This window comes from Bacteroides sp. QWL-09 (assembly GCF_058683585.1).
Genome location: NZ_CM178748.1, coordinates 3339230 through 3358327 on the forward strand (window position 1 = coordinate 3339230; position 19098 = coordinate 3358327).

The window sequence follows — 19098 nt, forward strand, 5'->3', positions numbered from 1 at the left end:
GAAAATGATATTTGAAAACTTAAATTAATTGTTTTATGAACTTATTGACTGTATTTATGCAAGCTCCTGCTCCTGCTGGTGGAGGAAGTATGATGTGGATTATGCTGATAGCAATGTTTGTGATCATGTATTTCTTCATGATTCGTCCGCAAAACAAAAAGCAAAAAGAAATTGCAAACTTCCGTAAGTCATTGCAGGTCAATCAACAAGTGATAACTGCTGGTGGCATCCATGGTACAATTAAAGAAATAAACGATGATCATGTTGTACTTGAGATTGCTTCTAATGTGAAAATCAAGATTGACAAGAATTCAATTTTTGCTGACGCAACTGCAATGAATAATCAACCTAAATAAGGGCAAAAAATAAAAAGCCGATGTTTGTTCGTAAAAAGAATAAATATACTTATTTAAAATATTCTAGAAAGATTAAAGGTTTTCTACTTAGCGATAAGTATAGAGAACTTTTAATCTTTTTGTTTTTTTTTGTCATAGCTTCGGGGTTCTGGTTGATTCAAACGCTTAATAAGGATTATGAAACAGAAATCAATATTCCTATTAAAATAAAGAATGTCCCGAACAATGTTGTTTTTACCTATGAGCCTGGTTCTGAAGTTGGCGTAAGGGTAAAGGATCGCGGTACGGTTCTACTAAATTATATCCTTGGAAGGGGATTCTATCCTATTGCTCTTGATTTTTCTGAATATAAGAAGAAAAGCAATCATGTGATGGTTTATCCTGGAGAAATTCTTAAGTTGGTTTCAAACCAATTGAACTTATCAACTAAAATTTTGTCTGTAAATCCTGATACGTTAGATTATATCTTTACTGAAGGAAAATCTAAACGGGTTCCGGTTGCTTTTTGCGGAAAGGTGTCTACAATGAATCAATATTATATTTCTGATACAATCTATTCGCCCGATTCAGTATTGATTTATGCGCCTTCTAAGATTTTAGATACGATAACTGTAGCATATACTGAATATGTAAGGTTGGATAATATTTCCGATACGATTCGGCAAAAGATCTCTTTACGCTCTGTGAAGGGAGTTAAGTATGTTCCGAATCAAATTTTGATGACTTTTCCAACAGATATTTATGCTGAGAAAACGGTGAGGGTTCCTTTGAAAGGAGTTAACTTCCAGGCTAACAAAGAGTTACGAGCTTTTCCATCAAGTGTGCAAGTCACTTTTCAAATTGGGGTAAGTCGCTTTCGTAAGATTAATGCATCGGACTTCAGCATAGAAGTACCTTATGAAGAGTTGGTGGATCTGCAGGCAGAAAAGTATAAGGTGAAGATAAAATCAAAACCTCAGGGGGTTCGAATAATTAGAATTGTCCCTGACCAGGTTGATTTTCTAATTGAACAAATAAATCCTTAGTCATGCTGAAAATTGGTATAACAGGTGGAATTGGTAGCGGGAAAAGTGTGGTCTCGAAATTATTAAGTATGCTTAATATCCCGGTTTATATTTCTGATATTGAAGCTAAAAGGCTGACTATTTCAGATTCGATTATACGTCGAAATTTGGTTAAATTGCTAGGGGAAGAGGTTTATGAACCTAATGGAGCCTTAAATAAGGAGTTGTTAGCGACTTATTTGTTTGCAAGTCCACAACAAGCTGATCAAGTAAATGCAATCATACATCCTCAGGTGAAAAAAGATTTTCAGTTCTGGGCAAGTCAACAATCAGTTCTCTCTCAGCCAATAATTGGGTTGGAATCGGCTATTTTATTTGAAGCGGGGTTTGATGGGGAGGTTGATATTTGCGTTATGGTGTATGCTCCGTTAGAATTGCGATTGAAGCGAGCAATGGAACGTGACGGTGTTTCGCGTAATTTAATAATGGATCGGATAAATGCTCAGATGAGTGATGAATTGAAGAAAGATCGATCTGATTATGTTATTTATAACGATAATGAAAGAGCTTTGATTCCGCAGGTTTTGGAGCTGATCTCTTTTCTTTCTAAAAAATATGATTACCTTTGCTCCGCAAAAAAATAATTAATAAACAAAAGTAATATACTATGTTAAAGACTATTTTGTCTATCTCCGGTAAACCAGGATTGTATAAACTTATTTCACAAGGAAAGAATATGCTGATTGTTGAATCAATCAATGCTGATAAGAAACGTATACCTGCTTATGGTAATGAAAAAATTATTTCTTTGGCAGATATTGCAATGTATACAAGTGACTCAGAAGTTCCATTAGGAGACGTTTTAGGCTCAATGAAGGCTAAAGAAAACGGAGCCGTAGCTTCTTTGAATCCTAAGAAAGCAACAACAGAGGAACTTCGTTCGTATTTTGCAGAGATATTGCCCGATTTTGATCGCGAAAGAGTATATCCTGCTGATATTAAGAAACTTATATCTTGGTATAATATTCTTATTAATAATGGGATCACTGACTTTAAGAATGCAGAAGAAGCCGTGACTGAAGAATAAGTTTAATTCTTTTTTATAAAAAAATGTGGTAATCATTGAATGTTTGATTACCACATTTTTTTTCTACCCTTTAGTTCTTGAAAACTAATTGGTCAGTATTCGCATCGACGAGGATAGGCTTGCTTTTATCAATTTCTTGTGAAAGAAGTTTCTTTGACAAGTTATTTAATAAATAGCGTTGTATTGCTCGTTTTACCGGTCGTGCCCCAAACTCAGGGTCGTAGCCAACTTCTGATAGGAAGCTCAATGCTTGCTCGGTTAACTGAAGCTGTACTCCGTTTTCTTCAAGCATCTGTTGAATGCCTTTAACTTGTAGGAGAACAATCTCTTTAATTTCGGTCTCTGTCAATGGCAAGAACATGATCGTTTCATCGATACGATTTAGAAATTCGGGACGTATCGTTTTCTTTAGCATATTCATTACCTCTTTTTTCGTTTCTTCTACGATTTGCTCATGATTAGACGTGTTTAGCTTTTCCATCTGACTTTGTATGAATGAGCTTCCCATGTTGGAGGTCATGATAATGATCGTGTTCTTGAAGTTGACAACCCGTCCTTTATTGTCGGTCAAACGTCCATCATCTAATACTTGCAAAAGGATATTAAAGACGTCTGGATGAGCTTTTTCTATTTCATCAAACAGTACAACTGAATATGGCTTTCTTCGGATAGCTTCTGTTAATTGACCACCTTCATCATAACCAATATATCCCGGAGGCGCTCCGACCAGACGAGATACGCTGTGCTTTTCCTGATATTCACTCATGTCGATACGGGTCATCATTGTTTCATCATCAAAGAGGAATTCTGCCAACGCTTTTGCTAGTTCGGTTTTTCCAACTCCTGTTGTACCAAGGAAGATGAATGAACCTATTGGACGTTTGGGATCTTGTAAACCGGCACGGCTTCTGCGTACAGCATCGGATACAGCTTCGATTGCTTCTTCTTGGCCTATAACTCGTTTGTGTAGTTCGCCTTCTAGATTGAGAAGTTTGTCTTTTTCGCTTTGTAGCATTTTGTTGACAGGAATTCCTGTCCATCTAGATACAACATCAGCAATGTCTTCTGCGTCGACTTCTTCTTTGATCATGGCCGAATCTCCTTGCATCATATGAAGTTCTTTTTGGATATCTTCGATTTCTGTGTTAAGGGTCTGAAGTTTTCCATATCGAATCTCTGCTACTTTTCCATAATCTCCTTCTCGCTCTGCTTTTTCAGCCTCAAATTTTAGGCTCTCGATCTCAACTTTGTTTTGCTGAATCTTATCCATGAGTGTTTTTTCACTCTGCCATTTGGCTTTGTAAGATTTCTCTTGCTCTTTAAGTTCGGCCAAATCTTTTGCTATAGCTTGTAGTTTGATTTCATCATTTTCACGTTTGATTGCTTCGCGCTCAATTTCTAATTGTTTGATTCGACGAGATATCTCGTCCAATTCTTCAGGAACCGAGTCGACCTCCATACGTAATTTAGCTGCTGCTTCATCCATCAGGTCGATTGCTTTATCGGGTAAAAAGCGATCCGTGATATACCGATTGCTGAGTTCAACTGCTGCAATAATTGCATCGTCTTTAATGCGTACATGATGGTGATTCTCGTAACGTTCCTTTAAGCCACGTAGAATTGATATGGTACTTAAAGTATCTGGTTCGTCGACCTGTACCGTTTGGAAACGGCGCTCCAAAGCTTTATCTTTTTCAAAATATTTTTGATACTCATCTAAAGTGGTTGCACCGATTGAACGAAGTTCTCCACGGGCCAAAGCTGGTTTTAGTATGTTTGCTGCATCCATAGCACCTTCGCCTTTTCCTGCTCCGACAAGGGTATGAATTTCGTCGATAAATAAGATGATATCGCCATTAGATTTTTTAACTTCGTTAATGACCGATTTTAACCGTTCCTCAAATTCGCCTTTATATTTGGCTCCGGCTACCAATGCTCCCATATCTAGAGAATAGACTTGTCTGTTCTTTAGATTCTCGGGAACGTCGCCGCGCAAGATACGGTGAGCAAGTCCTTCTACAATAGCTGTTTTCCCAGTACCTGGTTCGCCTATTAAGATTGGATTATTCTTTGTTCGGCGACTTAAAATTTGAAGAACACGTCGGATCTCCTCGTCACGGCCAATCACCGGATCAAGTTTTCCTATTCGGGCGGCTTCATTTAAATTGATGGCGTATTTCTCGAGAGACTGATAAGTGTCTTCACTCGACTGTGAAGTCACTTTTTCACCTTTACGGAGTTCTTGAATAGCACTTCGTAGGTCTTTTTCTGTGACTCCTGCATCCTTTAGAATTGTAGATGCAGTGCTTTTTACTGTTAATAGAGCCAATATCAAGTGCTCAAGAGATACAAATTCATCCGTCATCTCTTTTGAATATTGAGTGGCTTTCTGTAGGATTTCATTGGTCTCTCTGTTTAAATAGGACTCGCCACCAGATACTTTAGGTAGAAAATCCAACTGCTTTTCGATGATTAATGAAATCTGTTGTCCATTGACTCCTAACTTTTGAAAAATAAAGTTGGTTACATTCTCGCCAACTTTCATGGCACCCGATAGAAGGTGTATGGGGTCAATGGCCTGCTGCCCTCGGTTTTGTGCTAAGTTTACAGCTTCCTGTATCGCTTCTTGCGATTTAATTGTGAGATTGTTGAAGTTCATATAGTATTCTCCTTTTTATTTATTTCTTCTTATATAAAACAAAAAGGAGTGCTCAAAGTGTTTGCCAATCTTGAAATTTAGACATTTTGTCTTGCTAATCAGATTGTTATGTGACATTTTGTCCGGTCTAATCTTTCTGGTACTGTCGATTTTGCAGATCAAATCTCATTAAGGTATGAAACTATTGTAGTATCTTTACCGCTGTAAGATTTAAAAGCATAACTTAATGGAATTGAAACTAAACAATAATATAAAGTTGTCAGAAAATGTGGTGTTGATTGATGCTGCATTCTTGAACTTTGTGATCAGTGATCTTAAAAACTATTTTGAGAAAACCTTAAATCGTTCGTTGCAAGAGATTGATTTATCGTTGTTCACGACCTACCTCATGCTTGATGCAGGTATAACTGAGGGAAATAATGATATTCAGTTTCTTTTTGTATATGATAGCCAATCAGAACAACTCGCTTATTGTCGACCATCAAATTTAAAGAAGGATTTGAACGGGGTTGCTTTTAAAAGCTCTTATGGCGAGTTTTCTTTTGTAAGTGTGCCTTCTGAAGGAATGGTTTCAAGAGAGAATTTATACTTAGACCTATTGACTATAGTGGCGGATTCTAGTGATGTGAAAAAGATAATTGTTATCTCTTTTAACGAAGAGTACGGGGATCAAGTTTCTGAAATCTTAGATAAGGTTGAAAAGAAGGACGTTTTTCAGTTTAGAATGAATGAACCTGAACTGAATGTGACTTATAAGTGGGATATGCTTGCTTTTTCAATTATGCAATCACTCGGCATTCGTAGTGACGAACTTTAGTATAAAAGAACATTGTGTCTGATTTTCGTTTAAAAGTTTTTCAGTGCGTTGCGAAGAATTTAAGTTTTACTAAAGCTTCGCAAGAGTTGTTTGTTAGCCAACCAGCTATAACTAAACATATACAAGAGTTGGAAACTTTATATCAGGCTCGATTGTTTGATCGACACGGAAATAAGGTTTCTTTGACCGATGCCGGTAGATTATTGTTAGAGCATACTGAAAAGTTACTTGATGATTATAAGAAACTAGATTATGAGATGCATTTATTGCATCATGAGTATATTAGTGAACTAAGATTAGGAGCTAGTACCACGATCACGCAATATGTGTTGCCTTCCTTCTTGGCTCGATTTATAGGTAAATTCCCACAAGTTGGTTTGACTTTGTTGAATGGAAATTCCCGCGAAATAGAGACCTTCTTGTTAGAACAGCGCATCGATCTGGGGTTAGTCGAAGGGGTGTTTCGTTCTCCGGGACTTAAGTATACTACTTTTCTTCAAGATGAATTAGTGGCGGTAGTACGCACCAATAATAACTTAGGATTAGGAGATGAGATTCTTCCGGAAGACTTATTGACTATTCCTTTAGTCCTCAGAGAAAGAGGATCTGGAACATTGGATGTCTTTGAGCGCTCGCTATCATTCTATAATATAAAGCTTTCTGCATTACAAGTCTTGATGTATCTGGGGAGTACTGAAAGTATCAAGCGTTTTCTTGAAGAAACTGATTGTCTTGGTGTTGTTTCCATACGATCAGTTGATCGGGAGTTGGCGGCTGGTAGTTTGCGTGTCGTTGAAATTAAGGGATTGTCCATGTCACGTGAATTTAATTTTGTTCGTTTACAAGGTCAAGAGGGTGGTCTACCTGAGGTCTTTATGCGCTTCGTGTCATCGTATAACCGAAAGTTATAAGTCATAAAAACAAACAATTGGTGAGAGTTACCAAATTCATTTACCTTTGTGGCATTAATGAATAAAGGTATTCTTATGATTTCAACAATTAGACAGACATTAAAAAAGAATAATAAATCTCTTTATGTGATTTTATTATCGGTTATAACAGTCGCTTTGTTTTTGGATTATATACCCGGTCTTCAAGGGTGTTCTTCTTGGGTGACGCCTCCTATTGCCCTTTTTCTGGGACTCTTGTTTGCTTTGACTTGTGGACAAGCGCATCCGAAGTTCAATAAAAAAACGTCAAAGTACTTATTGCAATATTCCGTCGTTGGCTTAGGATTCGGAATGAACCTTCATTCTGCTCTTGCTTCGGGAAAAGAGGGGATGGAATTTACTATCATTTCAGTCTTTGGAACATTGATTGTTGGTTGGTTCATCGGACGTAGACTATTAGGAATTGGTAGAAACACATCTTACCTGATTAGTTCTGGTACTGCGATTTGTGGGGGAAGTGCAATTGCTGCCGTTGGTCCGGTTCTGAAGGCTAAAGATAGTGAGATGTCAGTTGCTTTAGGAACTATTTTTGTGTTGAATGCAATTGCTCTATTTGTTTTTCCTATGATCGGCCATGCTTTGGATATGACTCAGCATCAGTTTGGGACATGGGCGGCCATTGCTATTCACGACACAAGTTCGGTGGTTGGTGCAGGAGCGGCCTATGGAGAAGAGGCTTTGAGAATTGCGACTACGATAAAACTAACTCGTGCGTTATGGATTATTCCTGTTGCTTTCTTAACTTCCTTTGTTTTTAAGAATCGTGGACAGAAAATTAGCATTCCTTGGTTTATCCTATTCTTCATTTTAGCCATGATTGTAAATACCTATTTTTTAGGGAGTTTCCCTGAATTAGGACAAGTTATAAATGGTCTTGCGCGTAAGACTTTGACTATTACAATGTTCTTTATTGGTGCATCTTTGTCTCTTGATGTGCTTAGAAGTGTTGGCCTTAAGCCATTGATACAAGGAGTCCTGTTGTGGGCTGTAATTAGTATAAGTACCTTAATTTATATTTATTGGTTTATGTAAACAAACATCTACAGCCCACAAAATGGGCTGTAGGAATTTATCCTCAATTTGAGGCCTTTATATTTAATGGTTTAGGTATAATTTAGGGGGAATTTTGTTTAAAAAACGATTATGATTCTTTCTTAGGTCTCTTTTTCTCATTAAACTTTTTCAGTTCTTTCAACGATTTTATATTCTGTAATTCTTTCAATTCTTTTAAACTCTTGCTATCCATTAATCCTTCGAAGTCTTTCATGTCAATGGCTTTCAGTCCGGATAAATCAATGTTCATGTCGTCAATATTCACCGCGTATGCTTCAAAATCAATGGGAGGAAAATTATAATTATAGTTGCAACTTTCATCCTTGGTGATGTTTTGAATATCTTTGATTGATAGATTGCCAACTAAGGCAATGAATCTTAACGATGCTGCTCCGTCCATGACCATAATGAGCTCTTTAATTTTTTCTCCTTTCCGTTGGATATAGAATGCTGAATTGGAAGCTGTTCCTTTTTGTTTCATCAACAACTCATATTTCCCATTCGAGATTAGCTTCTGGATATCTTTTCGAAGTTCAGTTTTTATAGCTTTGTCTAGTGTGGATATGATATATATGCCTTCAAGTTCATTAGCCACTTTCCCGATGTTTACGTCGTCTGTTAGAATTTCTGTTTGCACGCTAAGCATTGCCTTAGAAATATAAACAGATGAAACATTACGCATGTCACTATATTTATCAAATAGCTTATTCTGTGCTTTAGCTCCTAAAGCAAGCATTAAAGCAATAAGGGTGAGTATAAAATAATTAGTTCTCATAATTTAAGCTTTTATTTATTGATTTCTTGTTTGATTTCTTTATTTACTCTTTTGATTTCTTTCCCATTGCTGACCATCTCGTCCACTCCATTGTTAAGTTCTGTAGACACATCAATGAGGGTTGAACGAAGGATTTGACAGACTTCTTGTGGGTTTCTGATAGTGTCTTTAGGCGGATGAACTTCTTCAACTTGATCCAGGAAATAATTCACACTTAAGAGTATAAGCAAACTTGCTGCTATGCTACTGACCCAAAAAGTGAAACGCTTTGTTTTGGCTTTGTCTTTTTGTTCTTTAGTTTCAATTAAGTCTATTAATTTCTGTTCCAGATTCTCCGGAAAGGTCATCTTTTGAGGAGTTTTTAGACTTAAAAACAGCCGCTTTTCTATTTCAAGTTCAGCAGGTATAGTACCTTGCTCGAAGAATTTTTTTAGTTCTTCTTCTTCTTTTTCGTTGGTTTCCCCTTCGTAAAAGTTTGCAAGTAATCGTTTAATTTCTTCGATATTCATAGTCGTTCATTTTTATGAATTGTTCACGAATCTTTTTTCTGGCTCTGGAGAGAAGTACCCGGATATTTATGGCATTAAGTCCGGTGATTTTTTCAATTTCTTCAAACGAATAATCTTTCATATCACGTAGCATTACAATTTGTTGTTGCTGCTTGGGTAACTGTGAAATAATACATTTGACTTGTCGTGCATCATCTTTTAGTTCTAGTGAATCTGTTTGATATTCATCAGATACGATTGTTAGTTCTAAAGCCTGTTTAGTGATGTTGTATTTTCCTGATCGTAATAAATCATAACACATATTTTTGACTAATGTAACACTAAATGCTTCAGGGTTAATGATTGCTGTTAGCTCCTTACGTTTATTCCAAAGTTTCATATAAGCTTCCTGTATCAGATCTTCTGCATCTGATTCATTTTCCAAAAGCTGGTAAGCTATGTGGTAAAGTTTACGATGAAATGGAAGAAACTCTTTTTTAAAACGTTCAGCGTCCATCGGCTTTTATTAATCTTTGTTTTTTATATCCTTTAGACGTTAAAGGATGCGATTGTGTTACATCTAAAAAGAAAAAATAAAAGAAAAACTGATTATTATTCTGAGTGGAGAGCGATTGAAAGGTTCGTTTCTTGAAGCGAGTGAATTGAAAAACGGTGGATATCAAAGGATTAGATCTCTGATATCCACCGTTGTATTTTGAAATTAAGGGATATTATTTTTGCTTGAGTTGAGCAAAGATAAGTCCTTCAAGTTCTTCCGCTAATTCTGGATTATCAGATACGCATTGTTTAGCTGCATCACGCCCTTGTCCCAATTTTGTATCGTTATAGCTGTACCATGAACCACTTTTCTTGATGATTCCTAAATCGGCTCCCAAATCGATAATCTCACCAGAACGTGAAATGCCCTCGCCAAACATAATATCAAATTCTGCTCTGCGGAATGGAGGAGCCACTTTGTTTTTTACAACTTTGACTTTCGTCTGTTTACCAACAACTTCTTCTCCATCTTTAATGGCTTGACCTCCGCGAATGTCTAAACGAACAGAAGCATAGAATTTCAATGCATTACCGCCTGTTGTAGTTTCTGGATTTCCAAACATCACACCAATCTTTTCACGTAATTGGTTGATAAAAATACAAGTCGTACGAGTTTTGCTTACTGCTGCTGTTAGCTTACGTAATGCTTGTGACATTAAACGAGCTTGCAGGCCGACTTTATTTTCACCCATATCTCCCTCTATTTCTGACTTGGGAGTTAGAGCCGCCACAGAGTCGATAACAATAATATCAATAGCCGATGAACGGATCAACTGCTCAGCAATTTCTAAAGCTTGTTCACCGTTGTCTGGTTGTGAAACCCACAAGTTATCAATATCCACTCCAAGTTTAGCTGCATAAAAACGGTCGAAAGCATGTTCTGCATCGATAAAAGCTGCAATACCACCGGCTTTCTGAGCTTCAGCGATGGCATGGATAGCAAGCGTCGTTTTACCAGATGATTCTGGGCCGTAGATTTCTATAATTCGACCTCTGGGATATCCACCTACTCCTAAAGCTACATTTAGTGCAACGGAACCGGTAGGTATCACTTCTATTTGTTCAACAACTTCGTCGCCCATTTTCATGATCGAACCTTTTCCAAAGTTCTTCTCAATCTTCTCCATGGTAGCTTGCAACGCTTTCAACTTTTCATTTGATACCATTGTTTTATCTGTTTCAAAATTTAGTTCATCTTTTTTTGCCATTCTTCTCTCTATTAAATCTGTTCTTATTGATCTAGAATTTGTTCGGCATGTTCTTTCGTCTTAATTTCCTTAGGAGATAGAATACGCTCTACAATACCTTCCTCATTAATAATAAATGTGGTTCTGAATGTGCCCATATATGAACGGCCATATAGTTTTTTTTCACCCCATACCCCAAACTGTTCGACTAACTTTTTATCTGTGTCGGCAATTAAAGAGAATGGTAATTGGTGCTTTTCTATAAATTTCTGATGTGATTTTTCACTATCGATACTTACACCAATTACTGTATAACCATTTTGGTCTAATTCTGTATAGCGATCACGCAAGCTACAAGCTTGAGCTGTACATCCGGGCGTGTTATCCTTTGGATAAAAGTATATGATAACTTTTTTACCGGCATAATGGCTCAAGTGCATTTCTTCTCCTTTTTCGTTTACTCCCAGAAAATCGGGGGCTTTATCTCCAACGTTTATCATAACATCAATTTATATATAGGTTCTATTTATTCGATCGGTCATATTGAACGTTGATTTAGCCTCAACGAAAGTTATAATTCTAAATCACCGTCAATAATTTCATGCCAAGGCAATCCTTGTTTGTTGAGTTGTTCCATGAAAGGATCTGGGTTAAACTCTTCGACGTTATTTACTCCAGGGCGTTTCCATTCACCTTTAAAGAACATCATTGCACCAATCATAGCCGGAACTCCGGTCGTATAACTAACCGCCTGCATGCCGGTTTCTTGATAAGCAGCTTGGTGGCTACAATTGTTATATACGTAGTAAGTACGTTCTTTACCATCCTTCAAACCTTTGATACGGCAACCAATAGAGGTTTCGCCTTCATAATTCTCACCTAATTCTTGTGGGTTAGGCAATACTGCTTTTAAGAATTGCAAAGGAACAATCTTTATTCCGTTATAATCCACCTCATCAATACGAGCCATACCGATATTCTGAATCACTCGCAAGTGTGTTAAGTACTCTTGACCGAAAGTCATCCAAAAACGTGCACGTTTAATGCTTGGGAAGTTTTTGACTAATGACTCCAATTCTTCATGGTACAGCAAGTATGAGTCGCGTGCGCCAATATTGGGGTAATTCAAAGGCTTATGAATTTCCAAAGGATTGGTGGTTACCCATTGACCGTTTTCATAATAACGACCGTTTTGAGTAATCTCGCGAATATTGATTTCCGGATTAAAGTTAGTTGCAAATGCTTTATGATGATTACCCGCATTACAATCAACGATATCTAAATAATGCATTTCATCGAAATAATGTTTTGCGGCATAGGAAGTATATATTCCACTTACCCCTGGGTCGAATCCACAACCAAGTATTGCTGTCAGTCCAGCTTCTTTGAAGCGTTCGTGATAAGCCCATTGCCAGCTATATTCGAAATGAGCGACATCCTTAGGCTCATAATTTGCTGTATCAAGGTAGTTTACGCCAGCTTGCAAACAAGCTTCCATAATCGTTAGATCTTGATAAGGCAGAGCAACATTAATCACCATTTCGGGTTTAAAGTCATTAAATAAAGCAACCAATTCGTCTACATTATCAGCATCAACTTTTGCTGTTTTAATATTAGGGTTACCAATAGCTTCTACAATTTTATCACATTTTTCCTTTGTTCGGCTAGCAATCATGATATCAGTAAAAATATCGGCATTTTGTGCCACTTTATGTGCTACGACAGTACCTACACCGCCCGCACCGATAATAAGAACTTTACCCATTTCTTTATTTTCTGTAATTTTAAGTATAAAAATAGTTTACGATTAATAAATCATTGAGCAAATATACGTTTTTATTTTTAGAAAAGTAAGTTGCTCTCTAATCTTTTATGTCAATTAAACCTAATCAGACGACCACTCTCAAATTCCAGTATTTTCCCATTATAATACCAAGTCTCGAATTTACTTTCTAGCTTTTGTTTTATTTCTATCGGATTGCCTAATGCCAACCGACATTCATCCATTGCCATTCCTTCTTTTATTTCGCCTTGAGCAATGAGTTTCCATCGCTCAGCTGTAATGTAGGGATATTGCTTATAAATATTTCCGGCTTTGAATAGATCTTCTATGTAATTTTCGTTTTTGATGATAAAATCATATTTTAAGTCCACTTCTAATTCATACGATTTGTTATTTTTATCTTTAAGTTTCAAGTTTACTAGGCTCTTGTCGTTTAAGAAAACGACATCTTGTACAATCAATGGAGTATAGCGAGCAATAAATGTTTCTGTGTAAATAAGCCCCTTGTCGGTTTCTAATGTCGTCTTTACACGTATATTTTTTATAGGGTAGAGAGGCTGGTTGAGATACTTGTCCCTCATCAATAATTGTGTATCTGCTTTTTTGTCTGTGAAGCTAAATGCATGGCTGAACAAGTAATATTTTTTTGCCCCTTGAAAATCGGTGATATCCATCCCAGAGTTAGTCCTGGAGAAAGCCACTTCGAGATAATAAGATTTCTGATTTTCATCTTCTAATATGATTTTGACAGGGTAGGCTTGTGACCCTACTCCAATTTTTTTGATGGCCATTTTTTGATTCAATGGAACTTTGACCTCTCTGTATCCGGCATAGCTATTGGCATCATCTATGCGCACAAATTCGCTTTGGAGATAAACGGCTTTTCCGACCAAAAGGGTTTTGGCTGTATCTACATCTTTAAGATAGACCAATCCGTTAATACATCTTCTAGGGTTGTCTTTAGATACTTCATCTAATCGTCGGTTTTGAACCTCGTGGTAATATTTCTGTCCATCACAAACAAAGATGAAACGTGTCTTGTAAGATATCCCACTAGATGATTGATTCTCTAGCTCTTCTGTTCCTATGAATTCGACTATTTTATGTTTTAATTCGAGATTACTCACTTCATTTCCTGTCTCATAGTTTGAGAAGATAGGAATGAATTTATCCTTAGCCGTAGGAATAAACATGAATTTCATTCCAGGTGTCCAACTCGATAAGAGATGCAACGGGAAATCTGTTTTGACAAAGATTTCTTCTTCCGTTAGTGCTGTCTGATTTTGTTGCTCGGTTGTTACTATATAGTCATCTTGTGCAAAAGCGTAAGATGCTTGAATAAGCAAGAAGGCTAAAAGGAGACTTTTTGATTTCATAGACCTATTTTTAATTATAAAATCTTTATTTACGTTATATTCATGCTACAAATGTATGCCTTTTGTTCAATTTCTGTATTTTTGTTTTGTTTTTTATTTAAACTTTAATGATATGATTAAGAAATTTTTCGTTTCAGTAACCATATTAGCTGTGTTACTTACTCTAAGTTCCTGTCGTTCTGCTGAAAAGACGACCTCTTCAATCTCTATTGATGGGGAGTGGACTATCGTTGAAATTAATGGTGCAAACTTATCGTCCGACACCAATAAGCCTTTTATCGGTATTGATACCGCCAAGAAAAGAATGTTTGGGAATAGTGGTTGTAATAGGATGATGGGGCAACTCTCTTTTGACCCTAATGCTAAAAAAATAAGTTTTAGTTCTGTTGCTACAACTCGTATGGCTTGTATGAACATGATTATAGAAGAGAACATCTTAAACACACTGAAGTTTGTTCAGTTTTATCGTGTTGAAAATCGAGAAACTCTTCTTTTATGCAATGGCAATAAACGGCCGATCGTGGTGCTGAAAAAGAAACAATCGGTAGAATCGATACTTTCATCACTATCAGGTAAATGGATGATTAAAACATTGGAAAATAGTCCGATTTCTGTTACTGACCAAGAATCTCCTTTCTTGAGTTTCGATACTGCTGAAAGTAGAATACACGGTAATTTAGGGTGTAACATTGTAAACGGATCTTTCTCGGTAGATCCTGAGAAGATTGATCGTATCCATTTTTCGAAGATGATATCAACGATGAGGGCTTGTCCGGATATGGATTTGGAACAGAAACTTTTGAAAGCTGTTGAATCGGTTAGTTCATTTAAGATACAGCCTAAGGGGCTTTTAAATCTGTATGATGAAGAGAATAACCTCTTGGTCACTTTAGAAAAAGAAGATTGATGGTATTAAAGGGGTTATCGGATTAGACGACTGACTATTACTATTTCATGTGACGCGTTTTGTGAAACTAAAAAAAATAAAAAAATGAGAAGTTTTGCCTCTGATAATAACTCTGGTGTGCATCCATCTATAATGGATGCACTTTGCCGCGCAAATAAAGATCATGCGATTGGCTATGGAGATGATCAATGGACCCGAGATGCGGTCAAAAAAATGAAGGAAGTATTTTCTTTAGATTGTGAACCCTTATTTGTATTTAATGGTACGGGGAGTAATGCGGTTGCTCTACAGTTGATGACACGTTCATTTCATTCGGTGTTTTGTGCTGAGACCGCTCATATTTATGTTGATGAATGTGGGGCACCGGCTAAAATGACCGGTTGCCATATCCGTCCCATTGCGACTATTGATGGGAAACTAACTCCTAGCTTAATTCATCCTTATCTGCATGGGGTGGGGGATCAGCACCATTCACAACCGAAGGTGATTTACATCTCACAGTGCACTGAACTAGGAACAATCTATACGGTTGAGGAATTGAAGTCCCTGACCGAGTACGCGCATGAACATGGTTTATATGTGCATATGGATGGAGCACGATTGGCTAACGCTTGCGCGGCTTTGAATCTCTCATTAAGTGAACTGACTGTTGATTGTGGGATTGATGTGTTAAGTTTTGGGGGAACAAAGAATGGACTGATGATTGGAGAATGTATCGTGATTTTCAACAAGGAGCTGCAGTCGGAAGCGCGTTTTATTCGTAAACAATCAGCACAGCTCGCTTCTAAGATGCGTTATCTATCTTGTCAGTTCTCAGCATATCTATCGAATGAATTATGGCTTTCAAATGCCACTCATGCGAACCGTCTGGCTCAGAAACTTTATCATGCTTTAAAAGATTATCCGGGTGTTGAGTTTACTCAAAAAGTGGAGAGTAATCAGTTGTTCTTGGTGATGCCGCGTCCGCAGATTGACCATTTACTTCAAAGCTATTTCTTCTATTTCTGGAATGAGGAGCGAAATGAAATCCGTTTGGTGACCTCTTTCGATACCACTGAAGAAGATATCACTCTATTTCTCGAAACACTTAAGGCTTTTAAACGTTAGAGCTGATTAAGAAAGGATAATTAGTCTGCCATTGGTTGACTGGTTTTTTAATGATTTAATTATGAAGGTGAAGACGAAGATCAATTGTCTGGTAGTATTGGGACTGCTCTTTGGTTTAGCAGGGCATGCGCAAGACCATTCATCTCATTTGTTTCTAGGCAAAGATACGCTCCTGCAGAGGTCGTCAAGTATGGATTCTCTCCAGATAAAGCGTTCTTTCCTTAAGAAAGTATTGGATTACTTTAATGATGCGAATAAGGAAAAGAAAAACAAAAAGTTCGATTTCAGTATCATAGGTGGTCCTCATTATGCTAGTGACACGAAGTTTGGAGTTGGACTTGTGGCTGCAGGACTCTATCGAAATCATTTGTCGGATAGTTTACTGCAACCGTCTAATGTTTCTCTCTATGGTGATGTATCGACCGTTGGATTCTATTTGCTGGGTGTACGGGGAAATCATTTATTTCCTAAAGATCGTTATCGGCTGAACTATAATTTATATTTTTATTCCTTTCCTAGTTTATATTGGGGGGAAGGATATAAGAATGGTGCGAATGCCGATAATGAGAGCAAATATGATCGTTTCCAAGCTCAAGTAAAAACAGACTTTTTGTTTCGATTGGGAAAATCGGGATATATTGGGCCTATGGTTGTTTTTGACTATGTCTATGGACGCCATTTTGAAAAGCCCGAACTGTGGAAAGGGGAGGATGCTCGAACGACAAACTTTAGTGTGGGCTTCTCATTACTCTATGATTCACGAGATTTTTTAACCAATGCTTATCGTGGAGGATATGTGCGTCTTGACCAAAGAGTGGCACCGGCCTTTTTAGGAAATAAATATACTTTTGGAACAACGGAGCTAACCGCTAATTACTATCATCAGGTATGGCAAGGCGGAGTGCTAGCGACTCAGTTTCATACGTTGGTGAATTACGGTACTCCTCCATGGGGACTTTTGGCTACTCTTGGTGGAAACTATTCAATGAGGGGGTATTACGAAGGACGTTACCGTGATAAATGTTCGATGGATGCCCAATTGGAACTCAGACAGCATCTTTGGAAACGTAATGGCGTTGCTTTATGGGTGGGGGCTGGAACGGTGTTCCCCGATTTCTCAGGTTTTAAAGCATCTCGCATACTTCCTAATTATGGTGTTGGTTATCGGTGGGAATTTAAGAAAAGAGTGAATATACGTTTGGATTTAGGGTTTGGTAAAGATCAAACCGGTTTTATTTTTAACATCAATGAAGCTTTTTAATGACATCAAGAGCCGGCTTTTCAACGAGCGGTTCTTGTTCTATTATTTTTTAGGGGTACTTATCATACCTAATATTTGCCTGTGTTTTACAGAGCCTTTATCTCTTGCAGCAAAGTTGATCAATATCTTGTTGCCTTTGTCGTGCTATTATGTGGTTATGACCTTTTCGAGAAATAGCGGTAAAATGTTGTGGATACTTTTCCCGTTTGTCTTTTTAGGGGCTTTTCAATTGGTTTTGCTCTATTTGTTTGGGCGGTCGATTATCGCTGTCGATATGTTTCTGAACTTGTTGACGACTAACTCAACCGAAGCGATGGAACTTTTAGACAAACTACTCCCGGCAATCATTATCGTTGTCTTATTGTATGTGCCCCCTCTAGTTTTGGCTATTGTTGCCATTGTGCGGCGCAGTGAACTGTCGCCCTCTTTTTTGAATCGTAAAAGAAAAAAGGGTCTGATTGCGTTGGTGGGTTCTCTCCTTTTGTTGGCCGGTACATCTGTTGTTGATCAGCACTATGATCCGAAGATTGATCTTTATCCGGTTAATGTGTGCTACAATGCGTCGCTAGCTTTTCAGCGTCATTTGAAAACCGAACATTACCGGCAGACTTCGCAGCAATTCATTTTTTCTGCTCAATCGTCTCATCCCATTGAGGAGAAAGAAATTTATGTGATGGTCATTGGGGAAACGTCTCGTGCTGCGAATTGGCAACTCTATGGCTATCATCGCGCTACCAATCCAAAGCTTGTCGAAAGAAAAGGGGTGATTTCTTTTTCTCACGTCTTAACCGAATCGAATACGACACACAAGAGTGTGCCCATGTTGATGTCATCGGTCTCTGCTGTCGATTTTGATTCTATTTACAATCGGAAAAGTATTATTACCGCATTTAAAGAAGCGGGATTTCATACGTTATTCTTCTCCAATCAACGCTATAACCACTCCTTCATCGATTTTTTTGGTCAGGAAGCCGACCATTCTGTTTTTATAAAAGAATCTGTCGATCATAAGGGGGTGGATCTTTCGGATGATGCTTTATTGGAACTTGTCTCTCGTGAACTTCGTTCTGACCGGAAGAAGCTATTTATTGTTTTGCACACCTATGGTTCGCATTTCAATTATAAAGAGCGGTATCCGACTGAATCGGCCTATTTTAAACCGGATTTTCCTGTTGATGCTAAAGTGCAATATCGAAGTAATCTGATTAATGCCTATGATAACTCAACTCGTTATACCGATGATTTTTTAGATCGCTTGATGACCTTAGTTGCCCGTCAGAAAGCCTCTTCCGCAATACTCTATACGTCCGATCACGGAGAAGATATTTTTGATGACGATCGTCAGTTGTTCCTTCATGCCTCTCCTGTGCCTTCGTATTTTCAGATTCATGTTCCTTTTTTGTTATGGCTGTCACAAGAATATAGAGTTCGTTATCCTTCAATAGAAAAGATTGCTAGATCTCATTCTGCTAAGCAGATCTCTTCAAGTTGTTCGTTTTTTCATACCTTATTAGAACTTGGAGGGGTTCAGACTTCTTGTAGAAATGACTCATGCTCGGTGGTTAGTGATCAATTTGTGGAACGTCCAAGATTATATCTAAACGATCATAATAGAGCTTGCCGACTTGAAGAGTCGGGTTTGGAAAAGCCGGATTTCGATCGACTGAATAAAATGGGAGTTCGGTATCTTCCTTAACTGATTGGATGTGATCTTATCGGTTTCATTATAA

The 19098-nt window shown here is 37.6% G+C and carries 19 protein-coding genes; 11 read left to right on the forward strand and 8 right to left on the reverse strand.

All coding sequences use genetic code 11. The features are described from left to right. Positions 1 to 35 precede the first annotated feature (35 nt). The 4 genes from yajC to AC4PG5_RS13415 are packed head-to-tail and all read left to right on the forward strand — an operon-like array spanning position 36 to position 2447. Positions 36 to 356, forward strand: a complete 321-nt coding sequence (gene yajC, locus AC4PG5_RS13400; protein WP_492029360.1) for a preprotein translocase subunit YajC — start codon at positions 36 to 38, stop codon at positions 354 to 356. 20 nt (positions 357 to 376) lie between these two features. Further along, positions 377 to 1381, forward strand: coding sequence for a CdaR family protein (locus AC4PG5_RS13405; RefSeq protein WP_492029361.1), 1005 nt, complete (start codon positions 377 to 379; stop codon positions 1379 to 1381). A 2-nt stretch (positions 1382 to 1383) separates the two neighbouring features. Continuing rightward, positions 1384 to 2004 (forward strand): dephospho-CoA kinase, encoded by a 621-nt coding sequence (gene coaE, locus AC4PG5_RS13410; RefSeq protein WP_492029362.1) that lies wholly within the window; start codon positions 1384 to 1386, stop codon positions 2002 to 2004. Between the two features lie 23 nt (positions 2005 to 2027). Then, a complete protein-coding gene (locus AC4PG5_RS13415; protein ID WP_492029363.1) occupies positions 2028 to 2447 on the forward strand; it encodes a DUF5606 family protein in 420 nt (139 codons plus the stop codon). A 70-nt stretch (positions 2448 to 2517) separates the two neighbouring features. On the opposite strand, the gene clpB is transcribed toward AC4PG5_RS13415, so the two are convergent. Then, positions 2518 to 5106 carry an ATP-dependent chaperone ClpB gene (clpB, locus tag AC4PG5_RS13420; RefSeq protein WP_492029364.1) on the reverse strand — a complete coding sequence of 863 codons (2589 nt, stop codon included), beginning with the start codon at positions 5104 to 5106 and terminating at the stop codon, positions 2518 to 2520. A gap of 226 nt (positions 5107 to 5332) precedes the next feature. On the opposite strand from clpB, the gene AC4PG5_RS13425 reads away from it, so the two are divergent. The 3 genes from AC4PG5_RS13425 (at position 5333) to AC4PG5_RS13435 (ending at position 7905) form a co-directional block, all read left to right on the forward strand. Further along, entirely contained in the window at positions 5333 to 5923 is a 591-nt protein-coding gene (locus AC4PG5_RS13425) for a DUF6621 family protein (RefSeq protein WP_492029365.1), read from the forward strand. 14 nt (positions 5924 to 5937) lie between these two features. Continuing rightward, on the forward strand, positions 5938 to 6834 hold the full coding sequence (locus AC4PG5_RS13430; RefSeq protein WP_492029366.1) for a LysR substrate-binding domain-containing protein: 897 nt from the start codon (positions 5938 to 5940) through the stop codon (positions 6832 to 6834). Between the two features lie 75 nt (positions 6835 to 6909). Further along, positions 6910 to 7905, forward strand: coding sequence for a YeiH family protein (locus AC4PG5_RS13435; RefSeq protein WP_492029367.1), 996 nt, complete (start codon positions 6910 to 6912; stop codon positions 7903 to 7905). A gap of 109 nt (positions 7906 to 8014) precedes the next feature. Here AC4PG5_RS13435 and AC4PG5_RS13440 read toward each other — a convergent pair whose 3' ends face one another. The 7 genes from AC4PG5_RS13440 to AC4PG5_RS13470 form a co-directional block, all read right to left on the reverse strand. Beyond that, entirely contained in the window at positions 8015 to 8701 is a 687-nt protein-coding gene (locus AC4PG5_RS13440; protein ID WP_492029368.1) for a DUF4252 domain-containing protein, read from the reverse strand. 11 nt (positions 8702 to 8712) lie between these two features. Further along, positions 8713 to 9210, reverse strand: a complete 498-nt coding sequence (locus AC4PG5_RS13445) for a PG0215 family putative anti-sigma factor (RefSeq protein WP_492029369.1) — start codon at positions 9208 to 9210, stop codon at positions 8713 to 8715. Further along, entirely contained in the window at positions 9191 to 9706 is a 516-nt protein-coding gene (locus AC4PG5_RS13450) for a GFO_1088 family ECF-type sigma factor (RefSeq protein WP_492029370.1), read from the reverse strand. Before AC4PG5_RS13450 ends, AC4PG5_RS13445 begins: the two co-directional genes overlap by 20 nt. A 214-nt stretch (positions 9707 to 9920) precedes the next feature. Continuing rightward, on the reverse strand, positions 9921 to 10955 hold the full coding sequence (gene recA / locus AC4PG5_RS13455; RefSeq protein ID WP_492029371.1) for a recombinase RecA: 1035 nt from the start codon (positions 10953 to 10955) through the stop codon (positions 9921 to 9923). A gap of 23 nt (positions 10956 to 10978) precedes the next feature. Next, positions 10979 to 11434: a thioredoxin-dependent thiol peroxidase gene (bcp, locus tag AC4PG5_RS13460; protein WP_492029372.1), complete on the reverse strand. Its 456-nt coding sequence runs from the start codon at positions 11432 to 11434 to the stop codon at positions 10979 to 10981. A 71-nt stretch (positions 11435 to 11505) separates the two neighbouring features. Beyond that, positions 11506 to 12699 (reverse strand): saccharopine dehydrogenase family protein, encoded by a 1194-nt coding sequence (locus tag AC4PG5_RS13465; protein WP_492029373.1) that lies wholly within the window; start codon positions 12697 to 12699, stop codon positions 11506 to 11508. Between the two features lie 110 nt (positions 12700 to 12809). Further along, entirely contained in the window at positions 12810 to 14093 is a 1284-nt protein-coding gene (locus tag AC4PG5_RS13470; RefSeq protein ID WP_492029374.1) for a hypothetical protein, read from the reverse strand. Positions 14094 to 14205: 112 nt separating this feature from the next. Here AC4PG5_RS13470 and AC4PG5_RS13475 point away from each other — a divergent pair, with 112 nt between their 5' ends. The 4 genes from AC4PG5_RS13475 to AC4PG5_RS13490 all read left to right on the forward strand — a co-directional run bounded on the left by AC4PG5_RS13475 (position 14206) and on the right by AC4PG5_RS13490 (position 19064). After that, a complete protein-coding gene (locus AC4PG5_RS13475) occupies positions 14206 to 15000 on the forward strand; it encodes an META domain-containing protein (RefSeq protein WP_492029375.1) in 795 nt (264 codons plus the stop codon). Positions 15001 to 15084: 84 nt separating this feature from the next. Then, a complete protein-coding gene (locus AC4PG5_RS13480; RefSeq protein WP_492029376.1) occupies positions 15085 to 16107 on the forward strand; it encodes a threonine aldolase family protein in 1023 nt (340 codons plus the stop codon). A gap of 190 nt (positions 16108 to 16297) precedes the next feature. Beyond that, positions 16298 to 17368 carry a BamA/TamA family outer membrane protein gene (locus AC4PG5_RS13485; protein ID WP_492030769.1) on the forward strand — a complete coding sequence of 357 codons (1071 nt, stop codon included), beginning with the start codon at positions 16298 to 16300 and terminating at the stop codon, positions 17366 to 17368. Further along, on the forward strand, positions 17355 to 19064 hold the full coding sequence (locus AC4PG5_RS13490) for a phosphoethanolamine transferase family protein (RefSeq protein WP_492029377.1): 1710 nt from the start codon (positions 17355 to 17357) through the stop codon (positions 19062 to 19064). The genes AC4PG5_RS13485 and AC4PG5_RS13490 overlap by 14 nt, the downstream gene beginning before the upstream one ends. Positions 19065 to 19098 lie beyond the last annotated feature (34 nt).